The 17,526-nt window shown below is 68.5% G+C and carries 18 protein-coding genes; 2 read left to right on the plus strand and 16 right to left on the minus strand.

Annotated features, from left to right (window positions below; genetic code table 11):
* Positions 1–8: 8 nt before the first annotated feature.
* From AB4Y94_RS15730 to infC, 8 genes are all read right to left on the minus strand, one after another.
* Positions 9–935 carry an amino acid ABC transporter permease gene (locus AB4Y94_RS15730; RefSeq protein ID WP_441728910.1) on the minus strand — a complete coding sequence of 309 codons (927 nt, stop codon included), beginning with the start codon at positions 933–935 and terminating at the stop codon, positions 9–11.
* The gene (locus AB4Y94_RS15735) at positions 932–1,579 is read right to left on the minus strand and encodes an amino acid ABC transporter permease (RefSeq protein ID WP_441728911.1); all 648 of its coding nucleotides are present in this window, start codon (positions 1,577–1,579) and stop codon (positions 932–934) included. Before AB4Y94_RS15735 ends, AB4Y94_RS15730 begins: the two co-directional genes overlap by 4 nt.
* A gap of 101 nt (positions 1,580–1,680) precedes the next feature.
* Positions 1,681–2,553, minus strand: coding sequence for a glutamate ABC transporter substrate-binding protein (locus AB4Y94_RS15740; RefSeq protein WP_441728913.1), 873 nt, complete (start codon positions 2,551–2,553; stop codon positions 1,681–1,683).
* A gap of 36 nt (positions 2,554–2,589) precedes the next feature.
* On the minus strand, positions 2,590–3,378 hold the full coding sequence (locus tag AB4Y94_RS15745) for an amino acid ABC transporter ATP-binding protein (RefSeq protein ID WP_441728914.1): 789 nt from the start codon (positions 3,376–3,378) through the stop codon (positions 2,590–2,592).
* A gap of 93 nt (positions 3,379–3,471) precedes the next feature.
* Entirely contained in the window at positions 3,472–4,272 is an 801-nt protein-coding gene (locus tag AB4Y94_RS15750; protein WP_441728915.1) for a TrmH family RNA methyltransferase, read from the minus strand.
* 326 nt (positions 4,273–4,598) lie between these two features.
* Positions 4,599–4,991: a 50S ribosomal protein L20 gene (gene rplT / locus AB4Y94_RS15755; RefSeq protein WP_441728916.1), complete on the minus strand. Its 393-nt coding sequence runs from the start codon at positions 4,989–4,991 to the stop codon at positions 4,599–4,601.
* 30 nt (positions 4,992–5,021) lie between these two features.
* A complete protein-coding gene (gene rpmI / locus AB4Y94_RS15760) occupies positions 5,022–5,216 on the minus strand; it encodes a 50S ribosomal protein L35 (RefSeq protein WP_414804866.1) in 195 nt (64 codons plus the stop codon).
* Positions 5,209–5,793, minus strand: a complete 585-nt coding sequence (gene infC / locus AB4Y94_RS15765) for a translation initiation factor IF-3 (protein WP_441729001.1) — start codon at positions 5,791–5,793, stop codon at positions 5,209–5,211. The genes rpmI and infC overlap by 8 nt, the downstream gene beginning before the upstream one ends.
* Positions 5,794–6,078: 285 nt before the next feature.
* Here infC and AB4Y94_RS15770 point away from each other — a divergent pair, with 285 nt between their 5' ends.
* Together AB4Y94_RS15770 and AB4Y94_RS15775 are read left to right on the plus strand one after the other, a co-directional pair.
* Positions 6,079–6,459 carry a DUF1844 domain-containing protein gene (locus AB4Y94_RS15770; protein ID WP_441728917.1) on the plus strand — a complete coding sequence of 127 codons (381 nt, stop codon included), beginning with the start codon at positions 6,079–6,081 and terminating at the stop codon, positions 6,457–6,459.
* 96 nt (positions 6,460–6,555) lie between these two features.
* Positions 6,556–6,828, plus strand: coding sequence for a hypothetical protein (locus AB4Y94_RS15775; RefSeq protein ID WP_441728918.1), 273 nt, complete (start codon positions 6,556–6,558; stop codon positions 6,826–6,828).
* 107 nt (positions 6,829–6,935) lie between these two features.
* Here AB4Y94_RS15775 and AB4Y94_RS15780 read toward each other — a convergent pair whose 3' ends face one another.
* Genes AB4Y94_RS15780 through AB4Y94_RS15815 form a run of 8 tightly spaced genes read right to left on the minus strand, consistent with a single transcriptional unit; the run spans position 6,936 to position 17,458 of the window.
* Positions 6,936–7,715 carry a DNA-formamidopyrimidine glycosylase family protein gene (locus tag AB4Y94_RS15780; protein WP_441728919.1) on the minus strand — a complete coding sequence of 260 codons (780 nt, stop codon included), beginning with the start codon at positions 7,713–7,715 and terminating at the stop codon, positions 6,936–6,938.
* Between the two features lie 4 nt (positions 7,716–7,719).
* A complete protein-coding gene (locus AB4Y94_RS15785; protein ID WP_441728920.1) occupies positions 7,720–12,525 on the minus strand; it encodes an Lhr family ATP-dependent helicase in 4,806 nt (1,601 codons plus the stop codon).
* Positions 12,526–12,568: 43 nt separating this feature from the next.
* A complete protein-coding gene (locus AB4Y94_RS15790; protein WP_441728921.1) occupies positions 12,569–13,429 on the minus strand; it encodes a DNA-formamidopyrimidine glycosylase family protein in 861 nt (286 codons plus the stop codon).
* A 57-nt stretch (positions 13,430–13,486) separates the two neighbouring features.
* Entirely contained in the window at positions 13,487–14,287 is an 801-nt protein-coding gene (locus AB4Y94_RS15795) for an SseB family protein (protein WP_441728922.1), read from the minus strand.
* Entirely contained in the window at positions 14,271–15,017 is a 747-nt protein-coding gene (gene priA / locus AB4Y94_RS15800) for a bifunctional 1-(5-phosphoribosyl)-5-((5-phosphoribosylamino)methylideneamino)imidazole-4-carboxamide isomerase/phosphoribosylanthranilate isomerase PriA (RefSeq protein ID WP_441728923.1), read from the minus strand. Before priA ends, AB4Y94_RS15795 begins: the two co-directional genes overlap by 17 nt.
* Positions 15,018–15,075: 58 nt before the next feature.
* On the minus strand, positions 15,076–15,708 hold the full coding sequence (gene hisH, locus AB4Y94_RS15805) for an imidazole glycerol phosphate synthase subunit HisH (protein WP_441728924.1): 633 nt from the start codon (positions 15,706–15,708) through the stop codon (positions 15,076–15,078).
* 16 nt (positions 15,709–15,724) lie between these two features.
* On the minus strand, positions 15,725–16,360 hold the full coding sequence (hisB, locus tag AB4Y94_RS15810; protein ID WP_441728925.1) for an imidazoleglycerol-phosphate dehydratase HisB: 636 nt from the start codon (positions 16,358–16,360) through the stop codon (positions 15,725–15,727).
* Between the two features lie 9 nt (positions 16,361–16,369).
* A complete protein-coding gene (locus tag AB4Y94_RS15815; RefSeq protein ID WP_441728927.1) occupies positions 16,370–17,458 on the minus strand; it encodes a histidinol-phosphate transaminase in 1,089 nt (362 codons plus the stop codon).
* Between the last annotated feature and the right edge of the window lie 68 nt (positions 17,459–17,526).

Below are 17,526 nucleotides of genomic sequence, written 5' to 3' on the forward strand. Positions count from 1 at the left end.
GCCCAAGTTTAGTGCGTGCCCGGGCCCGTCCCGCCGCCGAGGGCGCCGCCGGGGGTGCCGCTGCCGGCCAACGCGGAGTCGACCACCGTGACATCCACTGGGGTGACCTTGCCCGCCTTGGATCCGGTGCGCCGCGCAATCACCCGGGCAAGCCAGGACAACAACAGGTTCATCGTGAGGTAGATGGCGAGCACGACGAAGAAGAACGAGAACGCGTAGCGGTTGCCGAAGAAGTTCGCGAGGTTGTAGACGCCGGAGCGGAGCAGCTCGTCGTAGCCGACGACGAACGACAGCGACGTGTCTTTCAGCAGCACCACGAGCTGGGCGATGATGATCGGGAGCATCTGGCGGAACGCCTGGGGGAACTCGATGCGGAACCGGGTGGCGATCGGAGTGAGGCCGATCGCGAGTCCGGCTTCGCGCTGGCCGCGGGGAAGCGACTTGATGCCGGCCCGCAGCGCCTCCCCGATGATTGCCCCGTTGTAGACGGAGAGGGCTGCCACGCCGGCCCAGAAGGATCCGGTCGAGAACACCAGCAGGATGAAGAGCATCATCAGCAGCACCGGCATGCCGCGCACGAACTCGAGGATCACGGTCGTGGGTCGGCGGATCCAGGCTTTCTCCGATGCGCGTCCGAAGGAGAACACGATGCCGAGGGCGAGCGCGATCACTGCGGCGACGGCGGCCATCCGGAGGGTGTTCAGCGCGCCCTGGCCGAGGGTGCGCCAGACCTGGAGGTCGTTGAAGACGTCCCAGCGGGTGGGGTCCCAGAGCCCCGGTTGCACGGCGCCGTTGGCGCTGGTCTTCGGAGCGCCCAGGGCGAGAATGAGGGCGACCAGTCCGGCGGCGATCACGATGATGCCGACGATGGAGATGAGCCGGGAGCGCTGCCTGGCCTTGGGGCCCGGTGCGTCGTAGAGGACTGAGGTGCTCATCGGAGGACCGCCACCTTCTTTTCAATCCTGCCGGCGATGAGGCCGAGCGGGATGGTGATGATGAGGTAGAAGAAGGCCACGGCGAGCAGGATGGCGATGACCTCGTCGCCACGCTCATTGGTGATCTGCTTGGCGGCGCCGAACAGCTCGAAGACGAAGAACGCGCCGGCGACGGAGGTGTTCTTGGTGAGCGCGATGAACACGTTGATCAGCGGCGGGATCACCATCCGCACGGCCTGCGGCATCACGATGAAGGAGAGCGTCTGCCCGAACGTGAGTCCGATGCTCCTGGCGGCCTCGGCCTGGCCGATGGCGACTCCGTTCACGCCGGACCGGAGCGCCTCAGCCACGAACGGCGAGGTGTACACGGTGAGCCCGATCAGCGCGAGGGTGAAGTAGCCGGGCTGGAAGTTCAGGTACGGGAGGAGGGTGGCGCAGAAGAACAGGACCAGGGTCAGCGGGGTGTTGCGCACCACCTCGGTATAGACGGTGGCGAATCCTCGGAATGAACCGACCGGCGAGATCCGCATGGCGGCGATGACGATGCCGATGACCAGTGCGCCGAGGCCGGCGAGCACGAGCAGGCTCAGCGTGTTCCAGAAACCCTGAAGGAACAACGGCAGGTTCTCAATGATTGCGTCCACAACTCACCTCCTCTTCTGGTTGAACTGACGATTTCGGATTTAACAACGGAATGATCGCGGTGGCCCGCCCGTCCCGGACGGGCCACCGCGGTCATGCGGCCCTAATAACGGTTCAGGGTCGGCGGCTTCGGGGTGGAGAGCACCTTGCCGGCGGTCGCCTCCCAGGCCTTGGCCCACGAGCCGTCCTTGAACGACTGCTCGAGCACGTCGTTGATGAAGCCACGGAACTCGGTGTCGTCCTTCTTCAGGCCGATACCGTACGGTTCCTTGGTGAACGGCTTGTCCAGCACCTCGAACTCACCGGCGTTCTGGTCGGCGAGGCCGGCCAGGATGACGTTGTCCGTGGTCACGGCGACGACTTCACCGCTGCGCAGCGGGCCGAGGCAGTTGGAGTAGGTGTCGCTGGCGAGCACGTTGGTCGTGTACGGCTGGATGTTCTTCTCCGACGTCGATCCGCTGACGCTGCAGACAGCCTTGCCGGCGAGGTCTTCCGGTCCGGTGATCTTCTCCGGGTTGCCCTTCAGCACCAGCAGGTCCTGGCCGGCTTCGTAGTACGGTCCGGCGAACGAGACGACCTCCTTGCGGGTGTCGTTGATCGTGTACGTCGCCACGACGATGTCGACCTGGCCGTTCTGGATGAACGGTTCGCGGTTGGCCGAAACCGTCTCGACCCATTCGATGTTGTCGGGCTTGATGCCGAGCTTCGCGGCGACGAGCTTGCCGATTTCGACGTCGAAGCCGACGGGGGTTCCGTCCGGTCCCTTGAGGCCGAACAGTGGCTGGTCGAACTTGGTGCCGATGGTGATCTTGCCGGCTTCACTCAGCTTGGCCATCGTGGTGCCAGGGTCGAACGTCGGCTTCTCCGCCACGGGAGGAGCGGATGCCGATGAGGCGCCGGAGTCGGTGCATCCGCTGAGTGTCAGAACACTCGCGAGGGCAATGGCTGAGATCACTAGACCCTTATTAAGTCTCATGGTGTCCTCCTGGTTGCTGTGTATCCCGCCCACCGGTTAGTGGGCAAGTATTTTCGAGAGGAATTCCTTCGCCCTCGTGCTCTGGGGGGCGGTGAAGAACGTCTCCGGGGTGGCCTCTTCGACGATCTCGCCGTCGGCCATGAAGATGACCCGGTCGGCCGCCTTACGCGCGAAGCCCATCTCGTGGGTGACCACGATCATGGTCATGCCGTCGTTCGCGAGGTTGATCATGACCTCGAGGACTTCGTTGATCATCTCCGGGTCGAGCGCACTGGTGGGCTCGTCGAGCAGGATCACCTTGGGGTCCATGGCGAGGGCACGGGCGATCGCAACGCGCTGCTGCTGGCCACCGGAGAGCTGGGCCGGCATCTTCTTGGCTTGGTTCGCGACGCCGACGCGTTCGAGCAGCTGCATGGCGCGCGCGTCGGCGTCTTTCCTGGACATACCGCGCACCTTGATCGGGCCGAGGGTGACGTTCTCCAGCACCGTCTTGTGGGCGAAGAGGTTGAACGACTGGAAGACCATTCCCACGTCCGCGCGCAGCTGGGCGAGTTCTTTGCCCTCTTCTGGGAGCCGCTTGCCGTCGATGGTGATGGTGCCGTCGTCGATGGTTTCCAGGCGGTTGATGGCGCGACACAGGGTCGACTTGCCGGAACCGCTCGGCCCGATCACCACGACGACCTCGCCGCGGTTCACCACCGAGTTGATGTTCTTGAGAACGTGTAGTTCCCCGAAATGCTTGTTGACGTCTTTCACGACGACCAGCGGTTCGCCTCGACGCACCGAAATGTTCGAGGTAGCCGGCGACGGGTCTGTAGGCTCCATAACCCCCAACCTAGGGTAAACAGATGGTCCTGCCGCGGACATTCTGCGGACGGTTACCTATTCGTAACCGGGAAAAATGGATTCGGTCGTGTGCTAGGCGCGCTGCGCGAATGCGCTCTCATAGAGGCAGACGGATGCCGCGGTCGCGAGGTTCATCGACTCCGCGTGTCCGTAGATGGGCACACTGACCGACCGATCCGCGAGGACCAGGTCGTCGTCGGTCAGCCCGCGCGCTTCGTTGCCGAACAACCACGCGGTCGGCGCGGTGAGCAGACCCTCGTTGCGGGCGGCCAGCAGGTCGCCGCCCTTGATGTCGGCGGCGAGGATCTGCAGCCCGGCCCCACGGGCCCGGTCGCGTACGTCCTGCAGGGTGGCGCCGACGGCGACCGGGAGGTGGAAGATGGACCCGGTTGACGAGCGGACCACCTTGGGGTTGTAGAGGTCGACACTTCGGCCGGTGAGGATCACGGCGTCGGCACCGGCGGCATCCGCTGCCCTGATGATGGTTCCCGCGTTGCCGGGGTCGCGCACCTCTTCGAGGATGGCGATGAGCTTCGGCTCTGAGTTGAAGATGTCCTTCACCGAGGTCGGGAACTGATGGCAGACAGCGACGAAACCCTGCGGCGTGACGGTGTCGGCCATGGTCTCGAGCACCTGCTCGGTGACGAACTCGACCTCGAGGCCGGCTTCGGACGCCGCGTCGGCGATGTCGGTGTAGCGCTCGAGGGCGGTGGGGGTGGCGAACAGGTCGACGACCAGCTCCGGGCGGAAGGTGAGGGCCTCGGCGACGGCTTGCGGTCCCTCAAGGAGGAACAGTCCGGTCTCGAGGCGGGCGGCGCGATTCGCAAGCTTCGCGACGGCACGTACGCGGGGGGATCGGGGGTTATCGAGCATGTGCCAAGCCTACGGGCGCGTCCCCCAGTCGCGGGTCAGCCTCGCCGGGCCCCTTCGATGAGCTCAGGGCATCGCTTGACACTGGACCACCGCCGATCCGGTTCCTGCGTGGCCGTCCGACTCTCGCCGCGCGAATCGAAAGCCACCGCGCGGGTCGAGCGCCAGCAGACCAGTGAGCAGCTTCTGGATGCGCGGGTTGAACGCCGTTGGGCCTACTGGGTTCAGCCAGCGCAGTGGCGTTCAACCCGCGTATCACTGCCGACCCGAAACGGGAGCCGCGACTTTCGTCGACGGCTCCCGTTGGGGTGAAGCGGTGGTGCGGGTGACTACGCGGCGGCGTTGGCCTTGGGCGCGGACGTGTCGGCCGGCAGTGCGGCGCGTGCGGTCTCGACGAGGGCCGCGAAGGTGGCGGGCTCGTTGACGGCCAAGTCGGCCAGGATCCGACGGTCGACGCCAACGCCGGCCAGGCCGAGGCCCTGGATCAGGCGGTTGTAGGTCAGGCCGTTCGCACGCGATGCGGCGTTGATGCGCTGGATCCACAGCCGACGGAAGTCACCCTTGCGGGCACGGCGGTCACGGTAGCTGTAGACGAGGGAGTGGGTGACCTGCTCCTTGGCCTTGCGGTACAGGCGCGAACGCTGGCCGCGGTAGCCGGATGCGCGCTCGAGGATGACGCGACGCTTCTTGTGGGCGTTGACGGCCCTCTTTACTCTTGCCATTTTCTTAGTTCCTTACGGGGTAACGGGGGTCTAGTGACCGAGAAGCTTCTTGGCGACCTTGGTGTCGGCCTTGGACAGCACCTGGTCCTGGTTCAGGCGAGCCTTGCGCTTGGCAGACTTGACCTCCAGGTTGTGGCGCATGCCGGCCTGCTGCTTCATGATCTTGCCGCTACCGGTGACCTTGAAACGCTTCTTCGCCCCAGAGTGAGTCTTCTGCTTAGGCATTCTTTTCCTCCTGTTTCGCTGCTTTGTCAGCAGCACGATGTGCGAGGGCCTCGCCCTTGACCTCTGACTTGTTCTTCAGAGGACCAATGACCATGACCATATTTCGACCGTCGATGGTCGGGGTCGATTCCACAGAACCGAACTCCGCCACATCCTCGGCAAACTTTTGCAGCAGACGTACGCCCTGGTCGGGGCGGGACTGCTCACGACCACGGAACAAGATCATGGCCTTGACCTTGTCGCCGGCCTTCAGGAAGCCTTCAGCGCGCTTGCGCTTTGTCTCGTAGTCGTGCTTGTCAATCTTGAGGCGGAAACGAACCTCCTTGAGGATCGTGTTCGCCTGGTTGCGCCGGGCCTCCTTGGCCTTCTGCGCAGCCTCGTACTTGAACTTGCCGTAGTCCATGATCTTGGCCACCGGCGGCTTGGAGTTGGGGGCCACCTCGACCAGGTCAAGGTCGGCCTCCTGTGCCAGTCGCAGGGCAACATCAATGGCCACGACCCCGACCTGCTCGCCATTGGGACCAACGAGGCGGACTTCGGGGACGCGGATACGGTCATTTGTACGGGGATCGCTGATGCGTCGCTCCTCTACTCAATCTTCGTGACTCAACCGGGTGACGGATGCCGCCCAGCGACGAAGAGAGGAGAATCACGTGCGCAGCGGTTGCGACTTACGTCGAACACCACACACGACACCCTGTCTACCTTCGCGTTGCCGATCCCTCTCGGGGTCCTGCGCCGCGACGGCGGAGTGTAAACAACCCGGTAACCTTGATGTAGCGGTCAACGCGGGTGGGAGATTATCCACTTTCGTACCGAGGTTTACACCTCGGAGCCCGGACGAGTCTAGCAGAGGAACACAGTGAGTAACAGCGCGGCCGAAAACAGCTTCCAGTACGACGCCTCCGGGGATGTCGACGCCGAACAGGCGACACGGGACATCGCCGATGTTGCCGCAATCGAGATCATCACCACCGCTGCCGTGCACCTGATGAGCGCCGCAGCGGTGAAGGTCGGCCTGGCCGACAACCCCGAGGAGCAGATCGACCTTGACGAGGCGCGTAAACTGATCACCGCCCTCGCCGGCCTGGTGACGGCATCCGCTCCCGACATCTCGGACATGCACGCCAGGAGCCTCCGTGACGGGCTGCGGTCGCTGCAGCTGGCGTTCCGTGAGGCATCGGCGATCCCCGACCCGATCGGCAAGGGCCCGGGCGAGAAGTACACCGGCCCGGTCAACTAGAGCCGCCGCCCCCGAGCCGCTTCCCGCGGGCCCGCGGCTCGAGAGTTACCCGGGGAGGGTCTTGACGCGCATCCGTTCGAGCGTATGGTGCGGGGTATGAGCGATGAATCCCGGATCGAGAACGTGAACGGCGAACCGGCGCCGGACAAGGATGCCAACCTGGGCGACCTGGGCGACGCGGCTCACCCCTTCGACCAGACCAACGGCATCGTCGACGGGTTGGCGGGCAACGCGGACGGCCAGGCCGATCCAGCCGACACGGATGCCGCCGATCGCGGAACCGACGACTACGGCGACACCGACGACGGCACCGATGACGGCACGGACGACGGCACGGTGGTGCCGCCGGTGCTGCCGGCCGGGCGCTGACCCGGCGCTGGGGTCGGCCTGAGGTACGCTGCACGTGCGCCGCGGTGCGCCAGGCGCGCCACCCGCATGACGGCGCAACTGCCGCATGACGCATGTCGCGGGTCACCTCAGGCCTGGCAGACGGGACACCAGAAGGTGTTCCGCAACTCCAGTTCGTTGCGCCCCAGGCTGCCGCGCTCGATGCGCGTGCCGCAGCGGCGGCACGGCTGGCCGTCGCGGCCGAAGACCCAGGCTTGCGCGCCGCGGCGGGCGTTGCCCGTGGTGATCCGCTCGCTGCGGTTGCGGTTGGCGTAGATCAGGCGGTGCGCCAGGCCCACCACGGCGGGCAGATCGGGGACCTCCCCCACCGAACGGGTCGGGAGCACCCCGCGGAGGAAGCACAGTTCGTTGACGTATTCGTTGCCGAGCCCGGCGAGATTGCGCTGGTCGGCCAGCGCCACGACGATCGGCACGTCGGGGTGCGCCGCAAGCCGCCGCACGGCTTCGTCGGCATCCCAGTCCGGGCCGAGCAGGTCGGGCCCCAGGTAGGCCAGCAGTTCTGCTTCCCGTGCGAGGGGCACCACTTCCAGCAGCCCGAGCTCGAAGCCGACCGCCACCCACTCCGACGTGGCCAGGATCGCCCGCGCCTGGTGCGCCGGCCGGCGCCAGGGCGTGCCCGGCCGGTACAAGTGCCAGGAGCCCTCCATCTTCAGGTGCGAGTGGATGCTGAACTCGCCCACCCGCATCACCAGGTGCTTGCCGCGGCTGGCCACCTCACGCACGGTCTCGCCGGTGAGGTCCACCGTCGCGAACTCCGGCACCCGGATGTCGCATCGCGTAAGCACGGCGCCGTGCAGGGCCGCGTCCAGGTTCCGCGCGGCCAGGTAGACGGTGTCGCCCTCCGGCATCCGATCAGCTCCGCAACCTGAGGCCCTGCGGCGTGGCCGTGAAGCCCGCCGTCTGCAGCGCGGCGCCGAGCGGGGTCCCGATGATGAACGTGCCGTTGACCGTTTCGACGCTGAGCTTTCGCACTCCCCCACCGGTCACGATCCGGCCGACCGACTGGGCAGCCGCCTCAAGCGCCGACTGCTCCCCGGTGAAGGCGATGATTGTCTTGCCGCCGCGCTCGATGTACAGCACCAGTCCGCCGTCGTCCACGACAACCAGCGCGCCGGCCTTCCGGCCGGGCCGGTGACTGGTGCCCTCCGGCATGGCCGGCCACGGCAGCATCGCGCCAAACGGGTTCGCGGGGTCAGTTGCGGCGAGCGTGACGACGGTCGGCTCGGTGGCGGAGCCCTGCACCGCGGCGTCCGTCCTGTTGCCGTTGAACTCAGAGACGGTGAACGACCGCAGCCGGTCGATCGTGCCGGCGGTGGCGAACTGCGCAGCCCCGAGGCCCTCGACGAAGTAGCCGCGGCGGCAGCGGCCGAGTTCCTCGAAGCCGGACAGAGTGCGATAGACCAGCGCGAACCCACCGACCACGCCCTCGCTCACGACGGAGCCGCGGGTGACGACCCCGTATCGCTCGAGCAGTGTCTCGCCGAGGGCGTGGGCCCGGCGGGTGGCCGAATCGTCGGGCAGCGGCAGGATCGACCAGCGCCCTGAGGCGACGGGCGGACCGCTGCGGCTGGGCATCGACGGCCGGGGCAGAGCGCGCCCGCGGTGCAGTCGCGCCCGGGGCGCCGACCGCGCCGGTTTGTGGGCGGTGCGCCCGCCGGAGATCAGCGACCGCACGGGCGCGAAGGTGTCGTTGCCGATCAGGCCGCTCCAGACCAGGTCCCAGAGCGCCGCGGTGAGTTCGGTGTCGTCCTGGCTGCCGACCGCATCCGCCAGCTGCCGGAAGAAGAACGCGCCACCGCTGCCGAGAGTGGCGAGGATCTCCTGCTGCAGCGGCGACAGCTCGACCTCCGGCAGCTGCGGCAGGGTGAGTGGCGCGGTCTCGGCCAGGTGCAGGCTGATCCAGCCGTCGTTCCCCGCGAGGGCACCGGAGCCGGCCCACACCACTTCCCCGGTCGCGGTGAGTTCGTCGAGCATCGCCGGGCTGTAGTCGCGAATCCGCGCCGGCAGGATCAGCGACTCCCATGCCGACGCCGGAATACGCGTGCCTTCGAGTTGTTCGATGACGGATGCGACCCCGTCTATCCCGCGCAGCTTGCCGCCCACATGCTGCCAGGCCGGGAGGAAGCGGGCCGCAGTGGCTGTGTCGACGGGTTCCACCTCGTGCCGGAGCGCGGCGAGCGAACGACGGCGGAGACGCCGGAGCACCTCGGCGTCGCACCACTCGCTGCCGGTGCCGTGCGGACGGAACTCCCCCTCCACGATGCGGCGGGCGTCGGCCAGGCGCCGGAGTGCGACGAGCGCGACGGCGGCGCCGAGGCCGAAGCGTTCGGCGACGTCGGTCGTGGTGAACGGCCCGTGGGTGCGGGCGTAGCGGCTGACGAGGTCGCCGAGCGGGTCGGCGACGGACTCGGTGAACGCGGCCGGGACGCCGACCGGCAGCGGCACCCCGAGCGCGTCGCGGAGGCGGCTGGCGTCTTCGACGGCGGCCCACCGTTGTGTGCCGGCTACGTTGACCCGCATTGCCCGCTTCGCGGTGACCAGCTCGGCGAGGAGCGTGCCTGCGGTCCCGCTCCCCGGCTCCAGCCGCGCTGCCACCTCGTCCGCGGCTTGCGGGCCAAGCACCCGGAGCAGGTCCGCGACGCCTTCCAGGCCACGGGCCTTGCGGTCGGGGGTGATCCGCTGCAGTTCGAGTTCGGTTTGTTCCATCACCGCCGGATCGAGCAGTTCCCGCAGTTCCACCCGGCCGAGCAGTTCGGCGAGCAGGCTCGAGTCGATGGACAGCGCGGCGGCGCGGCGTTCTGCCAGCGGTGAGTCACCCTCGTACATGAATGCGGCCACGTAACCGAACAGGAGGGTCGACGCGAACGGGCTGGCGGCATCCGTTGTCACGTCGACCAGCCGAATCGACCTCGCACCGATCTGGCGGGCGATATCGGTGAGTGCAGGGAGGTCGTAGACGTCCTGCAGGCATTCGCGGACCGTCTCGAGGATTATCGGGAACGTCGGATAGGTGCGGGCGACGTCGAGGAGCTGGGACGCCTTCTGCCGCTGCTGCCAGAGCGGCGAGCGCTGGCCGGGGTTGTAGCGAGGCAGGAGCAGCGCACGCGCCGCGGATTCCCGGAATCGGGAGGCGAACAGTGCCGACCCACCGACTTCGTCTGTGACCAGCTGTTCGAGTTCCGCCGGTTCGAACACGAACAGTTCGGCGCCGGGCGGGTCGGATTCGGTGTCGGGGATGCGCACCACGATTCCGTCGTCGCTGGCCATCGCGCCCCCGTCGATGCCGAACCGCTCCCTGACCCTCGCGCTCACGGCGAGCGCCCACGGGGAGTGCACTTGCATGCCGTACGGGGAATGCATCACCACGCGCCAGTCCCCCAGCTCGTCACGGAATCGTTCGACGACCAGGGTGCGGTCGGTGGGGAGGTGCCCGGTGGCGGCCTGCTGTTCGCGGAGGAAGTTGAGCAGGTTCCAGGTGGCGCGCTGGTCGAGGCCGACGGCGGTGCAGCGGGCGGCAGCGTCGTCGGCGGTGCCGGCCGCGACCTCGCGGATGAACGCGCCGACCGCCTGCCCGAGTTCGGCCGGCCGGCCCTGGCCGTCGCCCTTCCAGAACGGCAGCCGCCCCGGCTCGCCGAATGCGGGCAGCACCAGCACCCGGTCGTGGGTGATCTCCTGGATGCGCCAGCTCGTCGCCCCGAGCGCGAACACGTCGCCGACGCGGGACTCGTAGACCATCTCCTCGTCGAGCTCGCCGACGCGTTTGCCGGTATTCGCGTTCGACCCGGTGGCGGCGGTCCCTGAGCCTGTCGAAGGGTCGCCGCCGACCATGAACACCCCGAACAGGCCGCGGTCGGGGATGGTGCCGCCGCTGGTCACGGCCAGTCGCTGCGCACCCGGACGGCCGGTGAGGGCTCCGGTGTCGCGATCCCAGAGGATGCGCGGCCGGAGCTCCGCGAACTGGTCGGACGGATACCGCCCGGCGAGGAGGTCGAGCGTCGCCTCGTAGGCGGACCGTGGCAGCGTGTTGAACGGGGCGCTGCGGCGCACCGTGTCGAACCATTCCTCCGCGTCGAGCTGGTCGAGGGCGACCGCGGCGATAGTCTGCTGGGCGAGGATGTCGAGCGGATTGGCCGGCACCGACATCGATTCGATCAGCCCCGCCGCCATCCGCTCGGCCGCGACAGTGGAGTGGATGAGGTCGGCCCGGTGCTTGGGGAAGAAGACGCCGTTGGAGACCTCGCCGACCTGGTGGCCGGCGCGCCCCACCCGCTGCAGGCCGCTGGCCACCGACGGCGGGGACTCGACCTGCACCACCAGGTCGACCTCGCCCATGTCGATGCCGAGTTCAAGGCTTGAGGTGGCGACCACGCAGCGCAGCCGGCCGGACTTCAGGTCGTCCTCGATCATCGCCCGCTGTTCCTTGCTCACCGAGCCGTGGTGGGCGCGGGCGAGCAACGGGTCGGCCCCCTCCATCTGGCCGGAGGCGCCCATCAGCGCCGCCGGGGGACGGAACGGCGGCGTTCCGGGGGCGGGCACGAGGCCGTCGACCGGCAGGGAACCCGCCGCCTGGAGCGCGGTGGGTGTCGCGGTTCCGGGACCGACGGATGCCGCGGCCAGCGCCGGTTCCGCAGCCGGCTGCCCGCCGCCGGCCGCCTGGGCGGCCTCGGCCGCCAGCGCCAGGCGCTCGGTGTAGATCTCGTTGAGCCGGGCGGTGAGGCGCTCCGCCAGCCTCCGGGAGTTGGCGAAGACGATCGACGACGAGTGCGCGAGCACCTCGTCGACGATCGCCTCCTCCACGTGCGGCCAGATCGAGCCGGTCTGGGGGGCTGCGGCCGCGGCCGAGCCTTCGCGTGGCGGCACGGCTCCAAGGTTGCTCATGTCGTCCACCGGCACCACCACGCGCAGGTCGAACCGTTTCATCGACTCCGGGGCGACGATTTCGACCGGCGCCGTGCCGCCGAGGAACCGGGCGACCTCGGCGAGCGGGCGCACCGTCGCCGAGAGGCCGATCCGCTGGGCCGGCCTGGCCAGGAGCGCGTCGAGGCGTTCCAATGACACGGCCAGGTGGGCGCCGCGTTTGGTGGCCGCGACCGCGTGGATCTCGTCGATGATGACGGTGTCGACACTCCGCAGGGAGTCCCGTGCCGCCGATGTGAGCATGAGGAACAGCGATTCCGGCGTGGTGATCAGGATGTCGGGCGGCGACTTCACCAGGGCGCGGCGGTCGGCGGCCGGGGTGTCACCGGAGCGAACCCCGACCCGCACGTGCGGGGGCTCGGTGCCCAGGCGCCGCGCCGTCTGGGTGATTCCCACCAGCGGGGCGCGGAGGTTGCGCTCGACGTCGACCCCGAGGGCCTTCAGCGGTGAGATGTACAGCACCCGGGTGCCTGCGGCGGGCTGGGATGTCGGCGACGCGACGGCAGAGGCATCCGCTGCGGGATCTGTGCCACCGCCCGGCAGTAACCCGTGCGCGAGTCGGTCGATCGCCCAGAGGAACGCGGCGAGGGTCTTGCCCGACCCGGTGGGGGCGACAACGAGGGCGTGGGAGCCGCGGGAGATGGCGTCCCAGGCGCCGAGCTGTGCCGGGGTGGGCGCGTCGAACGACTCCCCGAACCAGGTGCGGGTGGCCGGTGAGAAGCGGTCGAGGACGTCGCTCATACTCCCATCTTCACCCAGACCACCGACATCGCGAACGGTGGGCCTATTTCAGCAGCCGGGACAGGACCCGGTCGGCCAGCGGCTTGCCGCCGGTCTGGCAGGTCGGGCAATACTGCAGCGTGGAGTCGGCGAAGATCACCTGCCGAACCGTGTCGCCGCAGACCGGGCACGGTTCGCCAGTCCTGCCGTGCACCTGCATGCCCGTCTTCTTCTCCTGCTTCAGCTCGGATGCGGCCAGGCCCTCCGACCGGGAGATCGCCTCCCTCAGCGTCGCCTGCATCGCGTCGTAGAGCCGAGAGCCGTCATCCGCGCCCATCGATGCCGGCTTGAACGGCGACATCCGGGCCGTGTGCAGGATCTCATCCGAGTAGGCGTTGCCGATGCCGGCGATGATCGACTGGTTGCGCAGGACGCCCTTGATCTGTGACCGGCCCGCGGAGGCGAGGATGCCAGCGAAGACGTCGCGGGTGAACCCGTCGGCCAGCGGGTCCGGCCCGAGTCGGGCGACGCCCGGAACATCCGCGGGCTGCCTGACCAGGTAGATGGCGAGGCTCTTCTTTGTGCCGGCCTCGGTGATGACGAGACCGGATCCGTCGTCCAGCACGAGGCGCGCCGCAACCGGGCTCCGTCCCGGGCGGACCGGGGCCGGGCGCGTTCCGTCGGTCCACCGCACCCAGCCGGCCCGGGCCAGATGCATGACCAGGTGAAGGTCCCCGACCGCCATGTCAATGAACTTGCCGTGCCTCGTGACCGATCGGATCCCCTGCCCGGCCAGGGCGGAAACCGGCGGATCGAACGTTTTCAGCGCGGCGAAGGACATGAGGTCGAGCCGCGCGACGACGCGGTCACGGAGGCGGTGGTCGAGATCGGCAACCAGCGCGTGCACCTCGGGGAGTTCGGGCATGTACCCAGTCTTCATCGGCCAACCGGCATCCGTCCAGCCTCGTTCGGCCCGCGGCGACTACCCGTCGGACGATGGCACCAGCTGCACCCGTAGTGAGTCCACCCCGGTGGCGATCACATCGTTGCCCGACCAGCGGGTCGCCAGGCGCGAGAGGGTCGCGTCGAGCTCGGACTGGGTGAGGCCGTCGATCAGCTCCAGTCGCACGACCAATTCGGGACCGGTCAGCCGCGAGTCGGGGTCACCGGCCACCAGCGAGACGCTCAATACCGACAGTTCCGTCCTGATGGATTCGCTGAACGCCTGCGCAACCGGCTGGCTGGCGTAGCTCGGCGTCCACGGGTGTGTTTGCGCGATCGCCCACAACGCCGGGCGACGGATGACGTACTCGGTTTCGGCGGTCGGGTCCAGGACCACAAGATCGGTGTGTTCCTGCGCCGCGGCCAACGCGACGCGGACGGCATCCGCCGGCACCGGGCGTGCGAGCGGGTTCCAGGCGGTCATCGCGGCGGTCGAGGAGAACACCGGCAGCACGCTCCGGCCGTCGGGGCCGGCGACGGTGATGATGGAGAGTTCCTGGCTCTTGTCGATCGCCAATCCGTGCGACGACGTCGCAGTCTCGCCCAGCTCGGCGACCAGCGGGACCAGCAGGCGTGAGCCGCGGAGCGCGTCGATGACGCTCTCCTCACCGACCTCACGGGCCCGGAACCGGGCCAGCGCGAGCAGCAGCTCCGCCGGAGCCGCGCCGTCGTCGCCGGCCAGCTCGTTGGGCTCGAACGACCGGCCCGCCCACGGCTGCCCGGCGGAGTCGCCCGGTTCGGCCGGCAGCCCGGTGGATCCGAGGTTATGAGCCGGCGACATCCAGTGCCTCGGCCAGGGTGAATGCTTGGGCGTAGAGGGCCTTGCCGACGATGGCGCCCTCAAGCCCCAGCGGAACCAACTCGCGCAGCGCCGCGATGTCGTCGAGGCTGGAGACGCCGCCTGAGGCGACGACCGGACGCTGCGTGCGCTCCATCACCTGGCGCAGCAGGTCGATGTTCGGGCCCTGCAGGGTTCCGTCCTTGGTGACGTCGGTGACGACGTAGCGCGCGCATCCGGCGTCCTCCAGGCGGTCCAGCACGCCCCAGAGGTCGCCGCCGTCCTGCGTCCAACCGCGGGCGGCGAGGGTGGTGCCGCGCACGTCGAGCCCAATCGCGATGGCCTCCCCGTACTGTGCGATCACGCTGGCGGCCCATTCCGGGTTCTCCAAAGCCGCGGTGCCGAGGTTGATCCGCTTCACGCCCGTGCTGAGTGCCGCTTCCAGCGACGCGTCGTCGCGGATGCCGCCGGACAATTCCACGTTGACGCCGCGCACCTGCTTGATGACCTTCTTCAGCACGGCGGTGTTGCTGCCACGCCCGAAGGCGGCGTCCAGGTCGACGAGGTGGATCCACTCCGCGCCCTGCTCGGCCCAGTCCACCGCTGCGTCGACGGGGTCGCCGTAGTTGGTCTCTGTTCCGGCCTCGCCCTGGGTGAGGCGCACGGCCTTACCCCCTGCGACGTCGACGGCGGGCAGCAGCACGAGACGCGGGGTCCTGTTGAACTCACTCATGGTTGTGTTGATCCTCGTTTGGGTGTGGCGGACGAAGCCGGAAGGGTGAAGGCCCGGCCTACTCTTGAAGCGAGCCGAGCCAGTTTGACAGCAAGCGGATGCCGGCTTCACCGGACTTCTCTGGGTGGAATTGGGTGGCGGAGAGCGGCCCGTTCTCGACCGCGGCCAGGAAGGGCCCGCCGTGGTCGGCCCAGGTCAGCCTGGCCGGCGGGAACGGAGGCATCACCTCCAGCGACCAGTTCTGCGCGGCGTAGGAGTGCACGAAGTAGAACCGTTCCCCCTCGAGCCCGCTGAACAGGACCGAGTCTTGGTCGGCTCTGACGGTGTTCCACCCCATGTGCGGGAGGATCGGCGCGGCCAGCTGGGTGACGGTGCCCGGCCATTCGCCGAGTCCCTCGGTGTCGACGCCACGCTCGACCCCGTGTTCGAACATGACCTGCATGCCCACGCAGATGCCGAGAACCGGGCGCCCGCCCGCCAGGCGCCGGTCGATGATCTCGTCGCCGCGGACTGCTTTGAGCGACTCCATGACGGCGCTGAAGGCGCCGACCCCTGGCACCACGAGGCCGTCGGCCTCGAGTGCCTCGGCCCGGTTCGACGTGAGCGTGACGTCAGCACCGGCGCGTTCGATCGCCTTCAGGGCGGAGTGGACGTTGCCGGAACCGTAGTCGAAGACGACGACCCTGGTCACGAGTGGCTCCTCGCTGTCATAGGGCCCCCTTGGTTGAGGGGATACCCGACACCAGCGGGTCGAGCGCCTTGGCCTGGCGGAAGGCACGGGCGAACGCCTTGAACTCGGCTTCGGCGATGTGGTGCGGGTCGCGCCCCCCGAGCACGCGCACATGCACGGTCAACGCCGCGTTGAAGGCGATGGCCTCGAACACGTGCCGCACCATCGAGCCGGTGAAGTGACCGCCGATGAGGTGGAATTCGAAACCCGCGGGCTCGCCGGTGTGCACCAGGTACGGGCGCCCGGAGATGTCGACGACCGCCTGCACGAGCGCCTCGTCGAGCGGCACGAGCGCATCCCCGTAGCGGGAGATGCCCGACTTGTCGCCGAGCGCCTGCTTGATCGCCTGCCCCAGGACGATGCCGATGTCTTCGACCGTGTGGTGCACGTCGATCTCCACGTCCCCGGAGGCACGCACGGTCAGGTCGGTGAGCGAGTGCTTGGCGAAGGCCGTGAGGAGGTGGTCGTAGAACGGGACGGAGGTCTGGATGTCGCTCACGCCGGTGCCGTCAAGGTTCAGGCTCAGGTCGATGCTCGACTCGCTCGTCTCGCGTTGCAGGTGCGCGACGCGAGACGCTGTGGCCTGCGCGGCGGCCGCTTCTGGGGTGCTCATTCGCCTAGTTTATTCGGCTACGACAGGTGTGACGCGCGCGAGCGCCTCGAGGAAGGCGGTCGTCTCGGCTTCGGTGCCGGCGCTGACCCGAAGGTTGCCCGGGATTCCGACGTCCCGGATCAGGACGCCCTCGGCGAGGAGCGCTTCGAAGGTCGCGTTCGGATCGTCGACCCCGCCGAACAGGACGAAGTTGCTGCCGCTGCGGTGCGGCTGATAGCCGAGGGCCGCCAGCTCGGTGACCAGGCGGTCGCGCTGCCGACGGATGTCGTCGACCATGGCCAGCATCTCATCGGTGTGGGCGAGGGCGGCAATCGCGGCGGCTTGGGTGAGCGCGGACAGGTGGTACGGCAGACGGACCAGGCGCAGGGCATCCGTCACGGCGGGGTCGGCGGCGAGGTAGCCGACGCGTGCGCCGGCGAAGGCGAACGCCTTGCTCATGGTGCGGGACACCAACAGGCGCGGACGGCCCGGCAACAGGCTGAGGGCGGTCGGGGCGCCATCGGGCGCGAATTCGGCGTAGGCCTCGTCGACGACCACGACGCCGTCGGTGGCATCGTAAACCGCGGTGACCGTCTCGAGCGAGAGCGGGGTGCCGGTGGGGTTGTTGGGCGCGCACAGGAAGACGATGTCGGGGCTGGTCTGGCGAACCTGGGCCGCCGCCGTCTCTGCCGAGAGCTCGAATTCCGCGTCGCGGGCGCCGGGGATCCAGCGGGTGCCGGTGCCTGAGGCCAGGATCGGGTACATCGAGTAGGTGGGGACGAAGCCCAGCAGCGACCGGCCGGGACCGCCGAACGCCTGCAGCACCTGCTGGAGCACCTCGTTGGATCCGTTGGCCGCCCAAATGTTCTCCCGGGTGAGCCCGTGCCCGAGATAGCCGGCGAGCGAGTCGCGCAGCCGGGTGAACTCGCGGTCAGGGTAGCGGTTGAGGCTGCGCACCGCCCCGGCCAGCGCCGCGACGATGTCGTCAGCCACGTCGTCGGGCATCGGGTGCGAATTCTCGTTGACGTTCAGTGCCACCGGGACGTGCTTCTGCGGGGCTCCGTATGGGCTCTTGCCGCGAAGGTCGTCACGCAGGGGAAGGTCATCGAGAGTGGTCACCCGTTCAATGTTACCGGGCAGATCCTGGCGAGCTGCTGGGCGGCATCCGCTGCCGGTGGATCACCCGG

The sequence above is a fragment of the Glaciibacter sp. 2TAF33 genome (assembly GCF_052114945.1).
Classification (GTDB): Bacteria; Actinomycetota; Actinomycetes; order Actinomycetales; family Microbacteriaceae; genus Cryobacterium.

Coding starts and splice junctions, on each gene's coding strand:
- AB4Y94_RS15730 (WP_441728910.1), bottom strand. CDS start 935: ATGAGCACCTCAGTCCTCTACGACGCACCGGGCCCCAAGGCCAGGCAG.
- AB4Y94_RS15740 (WP_441728913.1), bottom strand. CDS start 2,553: ATGAGACTTAATAAGGGTCTAGTGATCTCAGCCATTGCCCTCGCGAGT.
- AB4Y94_RS15745 (WP_441728914.1), bottom strand. CDS start 3,378: ATGGAGCCTACAGACCCGTCGCCGGCTACCTCGAACATTTCGGTGCGT.
- AB4Y94_RS15750 (WP_441728915.1), bottom strand. CDS start 4,272: ATGCTCGATAACCCCCGATCCCCCCGCGTACGTGCCGTCGCGAAGCTT.
- rplT (WP_441728916.1), bottom strand. CDS start 4,991: ATGGCAAGAGTAAAGAGGGCCGTCAACGCCCACAAGAAGCGTCGCGTC.
- rpmI (WP_414804866.1), bottom strand. CDS start 5,216: ATGCCTAAGCAGAAGACTCACTCTGGGGCGAAGAAGCGTTTCAAGGTC.
- AB4Y94_RS15775 (WP_441728918.1), top strand. CDS start 6,556: ATGAGCGATGAATCCCGGATCGAGAACGTGAACGGCGAACCGGCGCCG.
- AB4Y94_RS15780 (WP_441728919.1), bottom strand. CDS start 7,715: ATGCCGGAGGGCGACACCGTCTACCTGGCCGCGCGGAACCTGGACGCG.
- AB4Y94_RS15785 (WP_441728920.1), bottom strand. CDS start 12,525: ATGAGCGACGTCCTCGACCGCTTCTCACCGGCCACCCGCACCTGGTTC.
- AB4Y94_RS15790 (WP_441728921.1), bottom strand. CDS start 13,429: ATGCCCGAACTCCCCGAGGTGCACGCGCTGGTTGCCGATCTCGACCAC.
- AB4Y94_RS15795 (WP_441728922.1), bottom strand. CDS start 14,287: ATGTCGCCGGCTCATAACCTCGGATCCACCGGGCTGCCGGCCGAACCG.
- priA (WP_441728923.1), bottom strand. CDS start 15,017: ATGAGTGAGTTCAACAGGACCCCGCGTCTCGTGCTGCTGCCCGCCGTC.
- hisB (WP_441728925.1), bottom strand. CDS start 16,360: ATGAGCACCCCAGAAGCGGCCGCCGCGCAGGCCACAGCGTCTCGCGTC.